Source organism: Nonomuraea purpurea, assembly GCF_042650645.1.
In the GTDB taxonomy this organism is placed as follows: domain Bacteria; phylum Actinomycetota; class Actinomycetes; order Streptosporangiales; family Streptosporangiaceae; genus Nonomuraea; species Nonomuraea purpurea.
In genome coordinates this window covers 14,335-27,603 of sequence record NZ_JBHSBI010000023.1, presented here as the reverse complement: position 1 = coordinate 27,603, position 13,269 = coordinate 14,335, and the positions used below count along the sequence as shown (strand labels likewise).

Annotated in this window: 15 protein-coding genes; 5 read left to right on the top strand and 10 right to left on the bottom strand. The window is 66.6% G+C overall.

From position 1 onward, the window contains the following. Positions 1-49 precede the first annotated feature (49 nt). Positions 50-1,831, top strand: coding sequence for a bifunctional metallophosphatase/5'-nucleotidase (locus ACFOY2_RS36020; RefSeq protein WP_379532588.1), 1,782 nt, complete (start codon positions 50-52; stop codon positions 1,829-1,831). Positions 1,832-2,062: 231 nt separating this feature from the next. On the opposite strand, the gene ACFOY2_RS36015 is transcribed toward ACFOY2_RS36020, so the two are convergent. Then, positions 2,063-2,416: a pyrophosphatase gene (locus tag ACFOY2_RS36015; protein ID WP_379532587.1), complete on the bottom strand. Its 354-nt coding sequence runs from the start codon at positions 2,414-2,416 to the stop codon at positions 2,063-2,065. A 23-nt stretch (positions 2,417-2,439) separates the two neighbouring features. Beyond that, positions 2,440-3,813 carry a sensor histidine kinase gene (locus tag ACFOY2_RS36010; protein WP_379532586.1) on the bottom strand — a complete coding sequence of 458 codons (1,374 nt, stop codon included), beginning with the start codon at positions 3,811-3,813 and terminating at the stop codon, positions 2,440-2,442. Between the two features lie 391 nt (positions 3,814-4,204). Between ACFOY2_RS36010 and ACFOY2_RS36005 the strand changes: the two genes are divergently transcribed. Then, positions 4,205-5,173: an NAD-dependent epimerase/dehydratase family protein gene (locus ACFOY2_RS36005; RefSeq protein ID WP_379532585.1), complete on the top strand. Its 969-nt coding sequence runs from the start codon at positions 4,205-4,207 to the stop codon at positions 5,171-5,173. Between the two features lie 36 nt (positions 5,174-5,209). After that, a complete protein-coding gene (locus tag ACFOY2_RS36000) occupies positions 5,210-5,491 on the top strand; it encodes a hypothetical protein (protein ID WP_379532584.1) in 282 nt (93 codons plus the stop codon). Between the two features lie 64 nt (positions 5,492-5,555). Here the strand turns inward: ACFOY2_RS36000 and ACFOY2_RS35995 are convergent, their stop codons facing one another. Further along, positions 5,556-5,828 carry a hypothetical protein gene (locus ACFOY2_RS35995; protein WP_357825379.1) on the bottom strand — a complete coding sequence of 91 codons (273 nt, stop codon included), beginning with the start codon at positions 5,826-5,828 and terminating at the stop codon, positions 5,556-5,558. A gap of 307 nt (positions 5,829-6,135) precedes the next feature. Between ACFOY2_RS35995 and ACFOY2_RS35990 the strand changes: the two genes are divergently transcribed. Further along, positions 6,136-6,510, top strand: a complete 375-nt coding sequence (locus ACFOY2_RS35990) for a MerR family DNA-binding transcriptional regulator (protein ID WP_379532583.1) — start codon at positions 6,136-6,138, stop codon at positions 6,508-6,510. A 154-nt stretch (positions 6,511-6,664) separates the two neighbouring features. Here ACFOY2_RS35990 and ACFOY2_RS35985 read toward each other — a convergent pair whose 3' ends face one another. The 7 genes from ACFOY2_RS35985 to ACFOY2_RS35955 form a co-directional block, all read right to left on the bottom strand. Next, on the bottom strand, positions 6,665-7,570 hold the full coding sequence (locus ACFOY2_RS35985) for an NADP-dependent oxidoreductase (RefSeq protein ID WP_379532582.1): 906 nt from the start codon (positions 7,568-7,570) through the stop codon (positions 6,665-6,667). Between the two features lie 2 nt (positions 7,571-7,572). Continuing rightward, complete coding sequence (locus tag ACFOY2_RS35980; RefSeq protein ID WP_379532581.1) at positions 7,573-8,469, bottom strand: LLM class flavin-dependent oxidoreductase; 897 nt, start codon at positions 8,467-8,469, stop codon at positions 7,573-7,575. Positions 8,470-8,475: 6 nt separating this feature from the next. After that, the gene (locus tag ACFOY2_RS35975; RefSeq protein ID WP_379532580.1) at positions 8,476-9,693 is read right to left on the bottom strand and encodes an MFS transporter; all 1,218 of its coding nucleotides are present in this window, start codon (positions 9,691-9,693) and stop codon (positions 8,476-8,478) included. Between the two features lie 76 nt (positions 9,694-9,769). After that, on the bottom strand, positions 9,770-10,207 hold the full coding sequence (locus ACFOY2_RS35970; protein ID WP_379532579.1) for a TetR/AcrR family transcriptional regulator: 438 nt from the start codon (positions 10,205-10,207) through the stop codon (positions 9,770-9,772). Between the two features lie 193 nt (positions 10,208-10,400). Beyond that, the gene (locus tag ACFOY2_RS35965) at positions 10,401-10,871 is read right to left on the bottom strand and encodes a hypothetical protein (RefSeq protein WP_379532578.1); all 471 of its coding nucleotides are present in this window, start codon (positions 10,869-10,871) and stop codon (positions 10,401-10,403) included. 472 nt (positions 10,872-11,343) lie between these two features. Then, positions 11,344-11,616: a hypothetical protein gene (locus ACFOY2_RS35960; protein ID WP_379532577.1), complete on the bottom strand. Its 273-nt coding sequence runs from the start codon at positions 11,614-11,616 to the stop codon at positions 11,344-11,346. A 296-nt stretch (positions 11,617-11,912) separates the two neighbouring features. Next, positions 11,913-12,680: an NAD(P)H-binding protein gene (locus ACFOY2_RS35955; protein WP_379532576.1), complete on the bottom strand. Its 768-nt coding sequence runs from the start codon at positions 12,678-12,680 to the stop codon at positions 11,913-11,915. A 146-nt stretch (positions 12,681-12,826) separates the two neighbouring features. Between ACFOY2_RS35955 and ACFOY2_RS35950 the strand changes: the two genes are divergently transcribed. After that, positions 12,827-13,264 (top strand): NUDIX hydrolase, encoded by a 438-nt coding sequence (locus tag ACFOY2_RS35950; RefSeq protein WP_379532575.1) that lies wholly within the window; start codon positions 12,827-12,829, stop codon positions 13,262-13,264. Positions 13,265-13,269 lie beyond the last annotated feature (5 nt).

Below are 13,269 nucleotides of genomic sequence, written 5' to 3'. Positions count from 1 at the left end.
TACCTTTGGGACATTGGCTGCATAGGTTGCCGCCGTAATGTCTTGGGCCATGATGTCTCGTTCCTTCCTCCGGCTTGCTCTGGCCGGAGCAGTCGCCTCCGGGGCGGTGCTTCTGGCCGGTCTCCCGGCGGAAGCGGGCAAAGCCCCACGTACGGTGCCCGTACGGCTGCTCGCGCTCAATGATTTCCACGGTAACCTCGAGCCCGCGACCGGGTCGTCCGGTCGCATGGTGGACGAGCACGGCAACACCGTCGACGCCGGTGGCGCGGCCTACGTCGCCACGCACATGAAGGCCATGTCCGACAAGAACACCATCGCCGTGGCCCAGGGCGACCTCATCGGCGCGTCGCCGCTGCTCTCGGCGGCCTACCACGACGAGCCGTCGGTCGAGTTCCTGGGCAAGCTGGGTCTCGACGTGGCCGCGGTGGGGAACCACGAGTTCGACGAGGGCTACGCCGAACTGCGGCGGATCATGAAGGGCGGCTGCCACCCGGTGGACGGGTGCTCGCCCGCCGGGCAGTGGAAGGGCGCGAGCTACGACTACGTCGGGGCCAACGTCCTGTTCAAGAACCCCAAGGAGAAGACCGACGCGCTGGCCGGACTGGGCAAGCCCGGGCAGGTCAACAAGCTGCTGTCGGATTGGGGCGTGCCCGCGCTGCCGCCGGTGAGCGTCAAGTGGATGAACGGGGTGCCGATCGGGTTCATCGGACTCGTCACGCAGACCACGCCCGACATCGTCTCGAGTGACGGGATCAAGGATCTCAAGTTCGTGGACGAGGTCAAGGCCGCGAACGTGGCGTCCAAGCTGCTCAAGCTCCTCGGGGTGAAGGCGCAGGTCGTGCTCATGCACGAGGGCGACCAGGTCACGGCCGGGCAGTCGCCGGACGCGTGCAGCGCGATCCCGGGGGCGGGCAACCGGATCGCCACGCAGGTGGACCCCGAGATCGACGTCATTCTGAGCGGGCACTCGCACCAGGCCTACATGTGCCGGGTGAAGGACCCGGCGGGCAAGGAGCGGCTGTACTCGCAGGGCGGATCGTTCGGGCGGGTCATCACGCAGGTCGACCTGAAGGTGGACACCAAGACGGGGGACATCGACCGGGCCTCGGTCGTGGCGGACAACCAGGTGGTCACTCGGACAGTCGCCGCAGATAAAGATATTTCCGACTTCGTGGATGTGTGGAAAGACCGCGTCAAGGACGTCGCCGACAAGGCCGTCGGCAAGATCACCGCCGAAATCACGAACACGCCTGCGCCGTCCGGTGAATCCCCGCTCGGCAACCTCATCGCGGACTCGCAGCTCGCCGCCACCAAGACCGGCGGAAACGCGCAGATCGCACTGATGAACCCGGGCGGGGTGCGCGCCCCGCTGACGTACGCGACCTCGGAGGCCGGCGAAGGCGACGGGGTCGTCACGTACGGGGAGGCGTTCACCGTGCAGCCGTTCAACAACCTCACGCAGGTTGTCACGCTCACGGGGGCGCAGCTCAAGACGGTGCTGGAGCAGCAGTTCACGGGCGGGCCCAACAACCAGGCCTTCACCAAGATCCTGCAGCCCTCGGCGAACTTCACCTACACCTACAGCCGGAGCGCGGCGTGGGGGTCGAAGGTGTCGGACATGAAGATCGACGGGACGCCGGTGACGGACACGCAGTCGATCCGGGTGGCGGCGAACAACTTCCTGGTCGGCGGGGGTGACGCGTTCCTGGGGTTCCGCGACGGGACGGAGCTGTGGAGCGGGCCGCTCGACATCGACGCCTTCGTGGATCACCTGGGCAAGAACAACCCAATCGCTGCCCCGACGACTGATCGCATCACCGTGGTGGATTGATTTCCCTCTCCGTTCGGCCCGTTCCCGTTTCCGGGGGCGGGCCGATTATTTAAGGGCCTCTTTCAAGGGCTTCCTTCCTGTACGGCAAGCCAACCCGGCGCCAACCACCGTACGGCGTTCAGGGCCTCCAGGGGGACGGCCTCTGACCCGCACGCATGCCCCGCCGTAACGGCGAAACGGATACCGACTGGCGGCCCGACCCCTTGCCCGGTTACGCGGCCCGATTTCTGCTCAGCCGCGCGGTTCGACTGCTCGCTCGGTTGCCGAGGGGTTTTTCTCGCCTGGTTGGGTGGTCAGCCACTTGGTTTTGATTTCTGCTTCCAGGTCTATCCCGTGGTGGCGGGCCATGAGGAGTACGTGGCACAGGACGTCTGCCATTTCCGCTCGGAAATTCGCGTCCAGTTCCTGCTCCGTGCGGCCCTTCTTCCTGGCTCGGCCGGTGAGCATGAGGAAGGCCTGGGTCAGTTCTCCGATTTCCTCCTGCAGCTTGAGCAGGAACCAGGTGTCGTCGCGTGCGATTCCGATCGCGTTCGCGTACTGCCGGGAGACGGATTCGACCTCGTCGGAGAGCTGGCGCAGATCCATGGCACCGAGTTTAGGTGGCGGGGTCATTTCTGCTCGGGCGGCGGGGCATACAGGGGAAGGTTGACGACGAAACGGGCGCCGGGTGAGTGGTCGGCGACGGTGAGGGTGCCCTGGTGGGCCATGGCGATCTCGCGTGACAGGGGGAGGCCGAGGCCGCTGCCGCCCTTGTCCTTGGCTCTGGCGCTCTCCAGTCGCGTGAACCGCTCGAAGATCCGTTCTCTGGCCTCCGGTGGCACGCCGTCCCCGTCGTCGGTCACCGTCACGATCACGCGGTCCCCTTCCACCTTCGCCTCCACGTCGATCCTGGTGGCGGCGTGTCTGGTGGCGTTGTCGAGGAGATTGGTGAGGAGGCGGTCGAGTTGAATGGGCGAGCCGAGCACCGGGCACGCCTGACAGGCGGCGAGGACGATGGGTACCCGGCTGCCTTCGCGGCGGTTTATCTGCTCCTCGGCCAGGCGGCACATGTCCACCTCGCGGCGGTTCACGGCGGCGCCGGCGTCGAGCCTGGCCAGCATCAGCAGTTCGTCGATGATGTGGGTGATGCGGTCGGCGGCGGCCAGGGCTTGTGCGCCGGTGGTCTGCCAGTCCGTCTCGTCGGGGTAGGTGTTGGCCAGTTCGAGCTGGGCCCGCAGGGCGGAGATGGGGCTGCGTAGCTCGTGGGAGGCGTCGGCGACGAAGCGGCGCTGGGTCTCGGCTGAGCGTTCGAGGCGGTCGAGGGTGTCGTTCGTGGTGGTGGCGAGGTGGGTGATCTCGTCGCCGGTTTCGGGGACGGGGACGCGGCGGCTGAGGTCCTTGCCGGTGATCTCGGCCATTTCGGCGCGGATGCGTTCGACGGGGCGCATGGCGAAGCCGACCATGGTCCAGGTGAGGGCGGCGACGCTCAGGAGGACGAGCGGCGTGCAGAGGAATACCAGGACATATATCCATTTGAGGGCGCGATCGACGTCCGCCATGGACGTCGCCCCGTACACCGTGGCAGGGCCGGTCGGCGTGTCCACCGTGAGCGCCATGATCAGAAAGTGTGCCTCGGGCACGTCCTTCTGCGAGAGGAAGATCTCTTTGGTGTAAATGGTTTCGGGCTTGGCTGGGTGGAGCGCCACCAGTTGGGGGTTCCGGGGCCGGCCGAGACTTCGGGCGAGCACCTCGCCGTTCGCCGAGACGACTTCGAGCAGGTAGATGCGTGCCGGGGCCACCAGGGACGGCGGGAGCTGTCCGGCCTTGGCCTGGCTCGCCACCCGCCGCACCGCCAGTTCGATTCTGCCCTGAACGATGTCGTAGAGGTTGCCGGGGACGGTGATCAGGGTGAGGGCGGACGCGCCCGTGAAGACCAAGGCCGCGATCAAGGTCGCGATCAAGGTCAGGCGCGCCCGGATCGAGCGTGGAAAGAGCCGTTTCATCTGTTCGGTCCCGCCCCCGTGTCACTATCTGTGACTGGTACCCATCTGCGGGGCCTTTTCGCCATGCTGGGGCCGCTGACGTGCGCTTATGGATGGCTACCGGCCGCTTCGCCACAAATACCAGGGTCCGTCGAAGGGGTAGGAGAGTGAGCAGGACGACCCAGGCGAGCCCGAGCACCGACCAGACCGGAAAACCAGTACCAACCAGGTGAAATCCCACCCGGGCAGGCTCGCCATGGAGAAGGTCGCCAGGCCCACGAGTAAGACGGCCACCAGCTCCGGAAAAGGCGCGAGTCGGCTTCAGAGCCGTGATCCTGGCTTTCGCTCGTGGCGATTCCGCTGAGGGCGTGCGCACCTTCCGCACAGGAATTCCGCAGGCCAGGCTGAGGCCATGAGAGTTTTGGTGCTCGGCGGTACGGAGTTCGTAGGGCGGGCGGTCGTCGACGAGGCGCTGGCCTTCGGGTGGCAGGTGACGACGTTCAACCGGGGCAGCAACGAGCCGCAGCCCGGCGTGACGGCGCTGAGCGGTGACCGGTCGGCGCCGGGCGGGCTGGCCGCGCTGGAACACGGCGAATGGGATGTCGTGATCGACACCTGGTCGTGGGCTCCCTCGGCGGTCGCGGACGCGGCGACGCTGCTGGCCGGGCGGGCCGGTCATTACGTCTACGTGTCGAGCAGGTCCGTCTACGCCGGGCCGGTGCCGTTCGGGGCCGACGAGAGCGCGCCGGTGGTGACCTCGCCGGACGCCGGCGAGTACGCGTGGAACAAGGCGGAGGCCGAGCGGGGAGCGGTCGCCGCGTTCGGGGACCGGGCGGTGCTGGCCAGGGCGGGGCTGATCATCGGCCCGTATGAGAACATCGGCCGCCTGCCGTGGTGGCTCACCCGGATCGCGCGCGGCGGCCCGGTACTCGCCCCCGGGCCCGCCGACCTCGCCCTGCAGTACGTCGACGCACGCGACCTGGCCCAATGGTGCCTGCGGGCGGGCGAACGCGGGCTCGGCGGGGCGTTCAACGTGGTCAGCCCTTCTGGGTACGTCACGATGCGGGGGCTGCTCGAAACCTGCGTCAAGGTGACCGGGTCGGATGCCGACCTGCGGTGGGTCGAGGCGGAGCGGATCCTGGCGGCGGGCGTCACGCCGTGGATGGACCTGCCGATCTGGCTCCTGGGCGACGACTACGACTTCATGCACGGGGGCGAGGTGTCCAAGGCGGTGGCGGCGGGGCTGCGGTTCCGTCCGGTGGAGGAGACCGTCGCCGACACGTGGGCCTGGCTGCGGAGCATCGGCGGCCAGGCGCCCACGCGACCTGACCGCCCGGCCCTGGGCCTTGACCCGCAGGTGGAGGCCCAGCTTCTGTCGTAGCATGATCGCGGGCTCGGACGTCACCAGGGGGCGCGCATGCGTATCGTCATTCCGCTGTTCGATCGGTCCACCGCCCTCGACGCCGTCGGCCCGTATGAGGTGCTGAAGTTTCTTCCCGACGCGGAGATCGTGTTCGCGGCGGCGGAGGCCGGGGCTGTGCGGGACGTGCCCAGGTGGCTGGCCATCACGGCCGGCGCGACGTTCGGCGAGATCGACGCGTGCGACGTGCTGCTCGTTCCGGGAGGACCGGGCGCTCGGGGGCTGCTGGAAAAGGCGCCGCAGGCGGCCAAGGACCTGCTCGCCAAGGGGATCCGCTGAGGATGCCGCGCGGCCGTCGTCCTACCGGAGTTGTCCTGCTCCGCGCCGGATGGCTGGGGTGGTGTTATTTCGTGGGGCTGGGCTCCAGGTGGGTGGTCAGGGGAGGGCCGGGGGTGCGGCCCGCGGGAGGATATTCGCAGTCGAGTTGGCTGACGTCCACATCTCTGCTGCTGTTCCAGCCCTCGCCCTCGCGGGAGGTGTAGACGAAGGTGCAGGCTCTGCCGTGTGAATCGCTGAAGTTGGAAACGTAGATCTCGTCGTCGTTGGCGCATCCGGTCAAGGCCAGCGCGGCCAGCCCGAGCGCCGAATACCACACCGCGGTCTTTCGGCCGGTCATGGTGTCGATCCTACGTCGCGGAGCGGCGGGTTCGCCGAGAATATCGACCGCCGGAGGCCGTGCGGATCAGGTCGTACGCGGCGGCGCCCAGGGCGATGAACACGAACGCCGGCACCACCGTCAAGCCGCCCCATGGTGGCCGGCAGTCCGGCGATCACCATGGGCGGCAAGGTCCTGCGACTCCTGGCCGCTCAGCCGTGGCGAGCCTGGCGAGGAACTCGACGGAGACCATACTTTCGAGGCGGGAATGGAACCTCGGTTCTCAAGCTTGACATGGGTGTCATGCGAACGCCGACGGGGGAGCACGATGAAGATCGGTGAGCTTTCGCAACGTACCGGCATCCCCACTCGGATGCTCCGGTACTACGAGAGTCAAGGACTCATCGAATCCCGACGCGAGTACAACGGGTATCGATCGTACGAAGAGTGCGCGGTCGACCACGCAGTGAGGGTACGTGGCCTGGTAAACGCCGGTCTCTCTACTCGGATGACACGAATCGTGTTGGAAGCCGAACGCCAGTGCACGCTTGAAGAAGTTCCGCCCTGCCCCGTCGACCTCGCGAAAGAACTGACGGCCGAGCTTACGGCAATAGAGAAGCGCCTGGCTTGCCTGACGCGTAGCCGCAACGCGCTCAAGGCGTATCTGGCGCGTACGCAACGAAGCGACGTGACGCCGGAGTGAATTGCGCTGACCTCATTCCGTCCTTCCTTTCGGAGTGCGTGAGCGCATGGGACGGTGTAGGTGTCGCCCACAGCATCCCATGCGGTCGCCGCTTTGATCGTGGCCCCGGTCACTTTGTGGCACGGATCCCCAACCACATGCGCCATCTTCGGAGTCAGGGGATCAGTAGTAGCTTTCCCCCCGTGCGCCCGGCCTCCAGCGTCCGGTGGGCTTCGGCCGCTTGCGACAGTGGGAAGGTGTGGCCGATGCGTGTGCGCCATTCGCCCGCGGCGATGTGCTCGAGCGCTTCCCGTACGTGGCGGCTGTCACGGTTGCCGGGGTGTCCCGCACTGAACGCGACGCCGTAGCGGGACGCGGCCATATCCGCCAGCGTGACGACGCGCTCCGTTCCGCCACGCAGTTCGATGAGCGCGGGCAGTAGTCCTTTGCCCGCGGTGTCGAGCGCCGCGTCAATCTTGCCAGGGGTTACTGCACGCACGCGGTCCGCGAGGTGGTCGCCATACTCGATGGCGGTTGCCCCGAGGCTCTCCACGTACTCCAGGCTGAAACGTCCAGCGATCCCGATCACCTCGAGCCCCTGCAAGCGTGCGAACTGCACGGCTGCGCCTCCGAGCGCCCCACTCGCCCCGGTGATCACGATCGTTTCACCTGGTCTCGGCCCAAGGAGCGCGAGGCCTCGCGCGGCGTTGTCCGCGCCGATGACCGTCGCGGCCGCCTGCTCGAAGGTGACACCTTCGGGGATGGTCGTGTAGTTGCTGCTGAGGGTGAACTCGGCGTAGGAGCCTTGGCTGAAGCTGTCGGGCCAACCGGCGATGCGATCACCGACCTCGACGCCGGAGACGTCGTCGCCGATCGCTGCGACGGTGCCGGCAAACTCGAACCCGATGATCGCCGGGGCGGGAAGGTTGAAGCCGCCCGACCGGGCGATGAGTTCGGCGGGGTTCACTCCTGCTGCGCGGACCTTGGCCAGCACCTGGCCGCGCCCCGGTACAGGCATGTCCACGTGGGCTTCGTGAAGCGCATCGGCGGTCCCGAAGGAGGTGATGACTGATGCTCTCATGATTACTGCTCCTCTGTGTTGATCTGTGGTTCGGGGTGGAGGACCGTGTTGTGGTCCGCTGATCGTTCATCGGCTACGCGTCTGCGCACCTCCGGTGCGATCTCGCCGGCGAATCGAGTCAGCACGTCCACATCGTCGGTTGCGACGATGAACGTGGAGAACCCATGCTCGACCGCGAGCTCGGCGAGCAGTTCCGCGGGCTCTCCGCCGAGCACGTTGAGCAAGCGGCGGATATCGCGGGGATCTCGACCCGCGTCGGCGGCCGAATCGTCGATTCTCGCGTGATCGTCACCGATAGAGGCCCGCCGCAGGTGCGGCAGGCCGGGAAGCCAGCCGTCGCCTTTGCGTCCGGTCAGTCGCAGCATTCGAGGTTTGTACGCGCCCAGCCATATCGGGATCGCATGGGCGGGCGCAGGGCCTCGTGCCGCCCCGGCAACGGGATAGAACTCCCCTCCGTGAAGAGGCGTGCGATCCTCCGGTCTCCAGAGCCCCCGCATGAGGTCGATTGCCTCATCGAGTGCATCGACTGCGCGCCCCGGGCTGAGCCGTCGTCTCCCCATGGCAGCGATCGCGTCCCAAAAGGCGCCCGCTCCGAGGCCCATCGCGAATCGTCCGTCTGAAAGGAGATCGATGGATGCGGCCGCGCGCGCCGCGACGAGGGGGTCACGCATCGGGAGGTTGAGAACGTTGGGTGCAACATGTATGCGTGTGGTGGCCGCCGCGACGTACGACAGCAACGTCCACACGTCGAGGAATCGCGGCTGGTAGGGATGGTCCTGAAAAGTGATGAGGTCGTATCCGAGTTCTTCGGTGAGTTGCGCGAGCCCGACGGGGACGTGCGGTTGCACATTCGTGGGTGTGATGAACGCCCCGAAGCTCAGCGGGTGGCCGTAGTCCATCGTCGTTCACCTTCTCCCGTCGGTGCGGTGTCCGAGCAGGGTCATTCCGACCACACCGGCGACCGTAGCGATGACCATCACGACAGCGGACATCGCGGTCGTCATCGTCGGAGCTCTCTGCCCGCCGACCACTCCGCCGAGCCACGGACCGACCGCGACCCCGACATTGAAGAGCACCATCATCCCGGCGCTGGCGAGAGCGCGGGTGCGCTCGGTCGCGGCGCGCATCTGCGCGGTCTGGAGGAGTGGAAGAACTGCGCCGAATGCTGCGCCCCACACGACGAGGGCGATGATGACCGATACGAGCGACCCGGCGGCGAACGTCAGCACCGCGAACACGACGGCGAACGCGGCGGTCGCGACGACGAGGCCTCCGCGCGGGAACCGGTCGGCGACGAAACCGGCCACCGCCACGCCTCCAAGGCCTGCCAGCCCGTAGATGAACAGGAGGCCGGCCGACCACTCGGCGTCGATCATCGCCGCCCCCTCGAGGTACGAACGGACGTAGGTGAACGTCGCGTACTGTCCGAGTGCGATGAGCACGCTGGCGGCGCCGAAGGCGAGGAGCGCCGGCAAGGACGGATCGCGCCGGAACCCGGCAGACCGTTGTGCCGTCGTGGCAGGTTCCGGGCGGCGCGCGGGCATCTTGACGAGGATCGCAGCTGCGATCAGGAGCGAGACCGTCGCGAGCACGACGAAAGCGACGCGCCATCCCACGAGCTGCGCGAGGGCAGCGCCCGAGGGGAATCCGACGACGGCGGCCGCTGTGACACCGCCGGTGACGATGGAGAGCCCGCGGCCGAGTTGCTTCGGAGTCAGGAGAGATGTCGTGTACACGATGACGATCGCCCAGAAGACTCCGTGAGTCACCGCGCCAAGGACCCTCGTGGCGACCGCGAAGCCGTAGTCCGGCGAGAGTGCGGTTGCGAGATTCGCCACCGCGAACCCGGCGAGCGCGACGCCGAGGACAAGGCGACGGTCGAACCGCGCGAAGAGACGTGTGAGGGGGATGCTGGTCACGATCACGGTTAACGCCCACACCGAGATCAGCAGCCCGATCTGCACAGAGTCGACGCCGAAGTCTGCGGCCATCTCGGGCATCAGTCCGGCCGGAAGGGTTTCTGCGGTGACTGTCACGAAGACAGCGATTCCGAGGAGAACCAGGCTGCCTATCGGAAACTTCGCGGTGGGTGCAAGCGGACGTGTGGCTGTGTCGAGAGTCATGAGGTGACGTTAAAAGCTTGGCATTGATGTCAATGTCAAGCCCGCATGCTGGGATCTAGCTGTGAAGACCAAAGGGTCACCTTGAAGGCGGGACGTACTCGGCGGAGGTTCGCAACAGGTCGATCTCCGTCTGCAGGACTGAGGTCTCGGCAGGGAGTGCCTGCGCGATCGCGACGTACTCGTCACCAGCGGCGTCTGCCGGCACGGTCCGCACGTAGCGGTCGAAGATCTGGACCCACGCATCCCGCGGGTGGCCACCAGCCTCCGTGGGGGTGAGCAGGCGTTGGAGGCAGGCGACCAGCCGGTCCCTGGCCGGTATGGACGAGTCGTGCACGCTGTCATCGGGAAGCAGCGTGTCGTAGAACAGGACGAGCACCTCGTCCATCAGTGCGCGCCGGGTGGGAAAGTGATGCTGCACCGATCCGGTGCTCACCCCAGCTCGGGCCGCGACCGCAGATTTCTTTGCCCGGGCAGAGGTCTTGGGCAGGTTTCTCGCGGAGCGACAGCCGGGCACCGGTTCCGCCGCTGTGAGACGCGGATCGGCGAGGTGACCGCGGACGTGGGTTCGCGATCACCTCGGCCGGCACCGCCCTCACCAACGTGGCTGTGGACGCTCACTCGAAGGTCGCGCCGCGGATCGAAACGTCGCGTCGTGTCTTTCGGCACACGAGGTGCGGGGCGGCATCACAGGATGCCGATCCGCGTGGTCAGCCGCAGTTGCCCCAGGTGGTGCGCTTGCCCGACGCGAGCGCGAAGTCGATGCGCGTGTCGGAGATGTATCCCTCGTACTGGACGCACTTGCCCTTGCCGTAGCCGGCGGCGGCGGCGAAGTACTTGTACTTCTTGGCGGTCAGCTTGCCGGGGTCGCGGTAGGCGGCACCGTCCTTGAACTTCAGGACCGCCTGGGTGAAGGTGGGCGTGCCGGCAAAGGAGGTCTTGATCACGGCGACGCAGTTCTTCTGCAGGCTGCGGTTCCACATCAGGTAGACGTAGCCGAACGTCGAGCCGCCCGTCTTGACCGCTCTCTTGTTGTCGCTCACGTGCGTCCAGCCGCTGCGTCCGGTCTCCTTGGCGCAGGCGGCTTCCGGCGTGTACGTGCCGGCGAAGGCGGCGGTGGGGTGAACGAAGACTGCTCCGGCGGCCAGCACGGCGGCCAGGGCAAGGGCCTTGCTTTTCACTATGTGTCCTTCCACGTGTTGTCAAGGCAGGTTCCAGATCTTAGTCATTTACTGAAGAGAGATCTACCTGATACTGACCGTAACCGTGGAGTGAGAGACTCTTCGACCCCGGACAGGCCGGCGCCTGCGCTCAGCTCGGCGTTCATTGGCATGGAACTCTGACCGGCCTTGCCTGATTCGGCTCCTCCGCCGGATCGCGGACGGACGCCGCCGGCAGCATCGATCGTCAGCCCTCCGCGCCTTGCCGAACCACGTCGACGAGGATCGGCGCCGGACGAGCCCAGACCCGTATCCGACCGGCCCTGGGCTCGTAGCGAAGGACGCAGATGAGAAGCCGGTAACTCGCCCTACGGCGTGCTCTCTTGTCGTTCTGGAGTGTTTCGTCAGGCTGGCCCCATCTGAGGCTTTATGTACGCGAGGAAGATTCAGATGGGACCATTTGCTGCCCAGCGATCGGTTGATTCCTGAGTCGCTACTTGGCCGCTTTGGGGTGGAGCGCGGTGATTTGGTCCAGCATCTCGGTGCGGATGGAGGTGAGGTGGTCGTTCATGTGCCGCCGGAGGCCGGCGATCTCGTCTCCATGAGCCGCGAGATCTTGTCTCACTTCGGCCTGGATGTCGGCGAGCTTTGCCATGACCGGGGCGATGATGGTGAGTGCCGTGGCGATGGCCTTTGCGGTGTCCGCGCTTGACTCTAGTTTCTGAATACGTGCCATCAGGTCGCGGATTTGTGCCTCTATGTTCACCCATTCCTGCCTTTAGGAGGTGAGACGAGGGAAGTCCCCCGTGCCAGGTCTGGCTGTGAGCACTGTGGCAGATGGATGAGGTTTGACGCCGGAGATTGGCCGTGTTCGGCAGCGATTCTTTATCTTGGCACCTGGCGCGTTCCGGAACGAACGGGGGCCACCACCTCCGCTCTACGCCATCCCACCCGGAATTTGATGAATTCGGGTCAAGCGCGCTTGTCGCTGCAGGGAGAGAGGGTGCTTCGGTTGGAGGGGGCGGCCAGGGAATCCGTCCCACGCGAGTGAAAGGCGAAGGGTCAGAGAGTCCGTTGGTGGCTGAGGGCGTGGGAGATCATTGTTTCGGCGGGTTTTCCGAGGACGCGTTCCAGGTCGGGGGTCTGTCTTTCCAGCGCGCCCGCGCGTACTTGGGCGGAGATCCAGCTCATCGGGCCGGGGGCGGGGTTGGCGAGTTCGCGGTAAGGGACGCCCAGGGCCTCGGCCACCTCGGGGTAGTTCCACAGCGGGCCGGTGAAGTTGTATGCCTGGCCGAGGTGGTCGTCGTTGGTCAGCACGTTCGCCGCCGCGGCGGCCAGGTCTGAGCGGAAAGCGGTGTTCAGGCCGCGCCCCCCGGTGCTGCTGGTGATTTCGCCGTCGGAGGGCTGCGGGAGGAATGCGTCGCTGTAGAAGGGGTGGCGCAACAGCGTGTAGGGCAGGCCGCTGTCGAGTATGGCCCTTTCCGTGGCGTGGTAGGCCTCGGTCATGCCGGTGGCGGTGGTGTCGGCGTCCAGGAAACTGGTGAAGGCGATGGCTCCTACGCCGACCTCTTTGGCGGCGGTTATGGCGGCCAGGTGGTGATGTGTTTTGCGGGCGGGGTCGAGTTCGGGGGAGGAGATCAGGAGAAGGCGGTCGGCTCCTTCGAAGGCCGCTCGCAGGCTTGCCGGGTCGTCGTAGTCGCCGCGCCGCGCGGGCACGCCTTCCGGGGCTCGTAAGGGATCGCGTACGACTGCCACCACCGCCGCCCGCGCACGGAGATTGTCGATGACGAGGCGGCCGAGCGCGCCGGAAGCGGCCGAGATCACGATCATTAAGGGGTCTCCCTGTGGTGGACGGTCGATCCAGTGAACTCCCGGCGCGTGATGCGGCGCCATTCATTTTCGGGCTGAGGCCGAAGGGCTCCGAACGATGACAGCCGCTAAGATCGGTACCTTCGCGTCCCCGTACAGGAGGCTGAATGCCGGAGAAGGCCGCGTCGGAGAAAGTCCTCTGTTACGTCGTCCGGGACGGGAAGTTGCTCGTCTTCCGTCACGTCGACCACAGCTACGAAGAGGTCGGCATTCAGGTGCCGGCGGGCACGGTCAAAGCGGGGGAGGAGCCGGGGGCGGCGGCGCTGCGGGAGGCGCGGGAGGAGACCGGGCTCAGCGCGTTCCGTATCGTGCGCGAGCTCGGGGTGGCCGAGTACGACATCAGTCCGTACCGTTTCGAGGTTCAGCGGCGGCACTTCTTTCAGCTGGCGGTCGATCAGGAGACGCCTGAGCGGTGGGCGAGCAGCGAGGACCAGGACGGGGTTGGAGAGCCCATTCGGTTCGAGTGCTTCTGGATTCCGCTCGAACATGCCCACGTACTGCAGTCCGGGCAGGGCGCGCTCGTCGCGCGTCTCTTCGATGAATGAGTTCG

Bases quoted from the DNA above. Each gene is read 5' to 3' on its own strand.
- ACFOY2_RS36020 (WP_379532588.1), top strand. From the start codon at position 50: ATGATGTCTCGTTCCTTCCTCCGGCTTGCTCTGGCCGGAGCAGTCGCC.
- ACFOY2_RS36015 (WP_379532587.1), bottom strand. From the start codon at position 2,416: ATGGATCTGCGCCAGCTCTCCGACGAGGTCGAATCCGTCTCCCGGCAG.
- ACFOY2_RS36010 (WP_379532586.1), bottom strand. From the start codon at position 3,813: ATGAAACGGCTCTTTCCACGCTCGATCCGGGCGCGCCTGACCTTGATC.
- ACFOY2_RS36005 (WP_379532585.1), top strand. From the start codon at position 4,205: ATGAGAGTTTTGGTGCTCGGCGGTACGGAGTTCGTAGGGCGGGCGGTC.
- ACFOY2_RS36000 (WP_379532584.1), top strand. From the start codon at position 5,210: ATGCGTATCGTCATTCCGCTGTTCGATCGGTCCACCGCCCTCGACGCC.
- ACFOY2_RS35995 (WP_357825379.1), bottom strand. From the start codon at position 5,828: ATGACCGGCCGAAAGACCGCGGTGTGGTATTCGGCGCTCGGGCTGGCC.
- ACFOY2_RS35990 (WP_379532583.1), top strand. From the start codon at position 6,136: ATGAAGATCGGTGAGCTTTCGCAACGTACCGGCATCCCCACTCGGATG.
- ACFOY2_RS35985 (WP_379532582.1), bottom strand. From the start codon at position 7,570: ATGAGAGCATCAGTCATCACCTCCTTCGGGACCGCCGATGCGCTTCAC.
- ACFOY2_RS35980 (WP_379532581.1), bottom strand. From the start codon at position 8,469: ATGGACTACGGCCACCCGCTGAGCTTCGGGGCGTTCATCACACCCACG.
- ACFOY2_RS35975 (WP_379532580.1), bottom strand. From the start codon at position 9,693: ATGACTCTCGACACAGCCACACGTCCGCTTGCACCCACCGCGAAGTTT.
- ACFOY2_RS35955 (WP_379532576.1), bottom strand. From the start codon at position 12,680: ATGATCGTGATCTCGGCCGCTTCCGGCGCGCTCGGCCGCCTCGTCATC.
- ACFOY2_RS35950 (WP_379532575.1), top strand. From the start codon at position 12,827: ATGCCGGAGAAGGCCGCGTCGGAGAAAGTCCTCTGTTACGTCGTCCGG.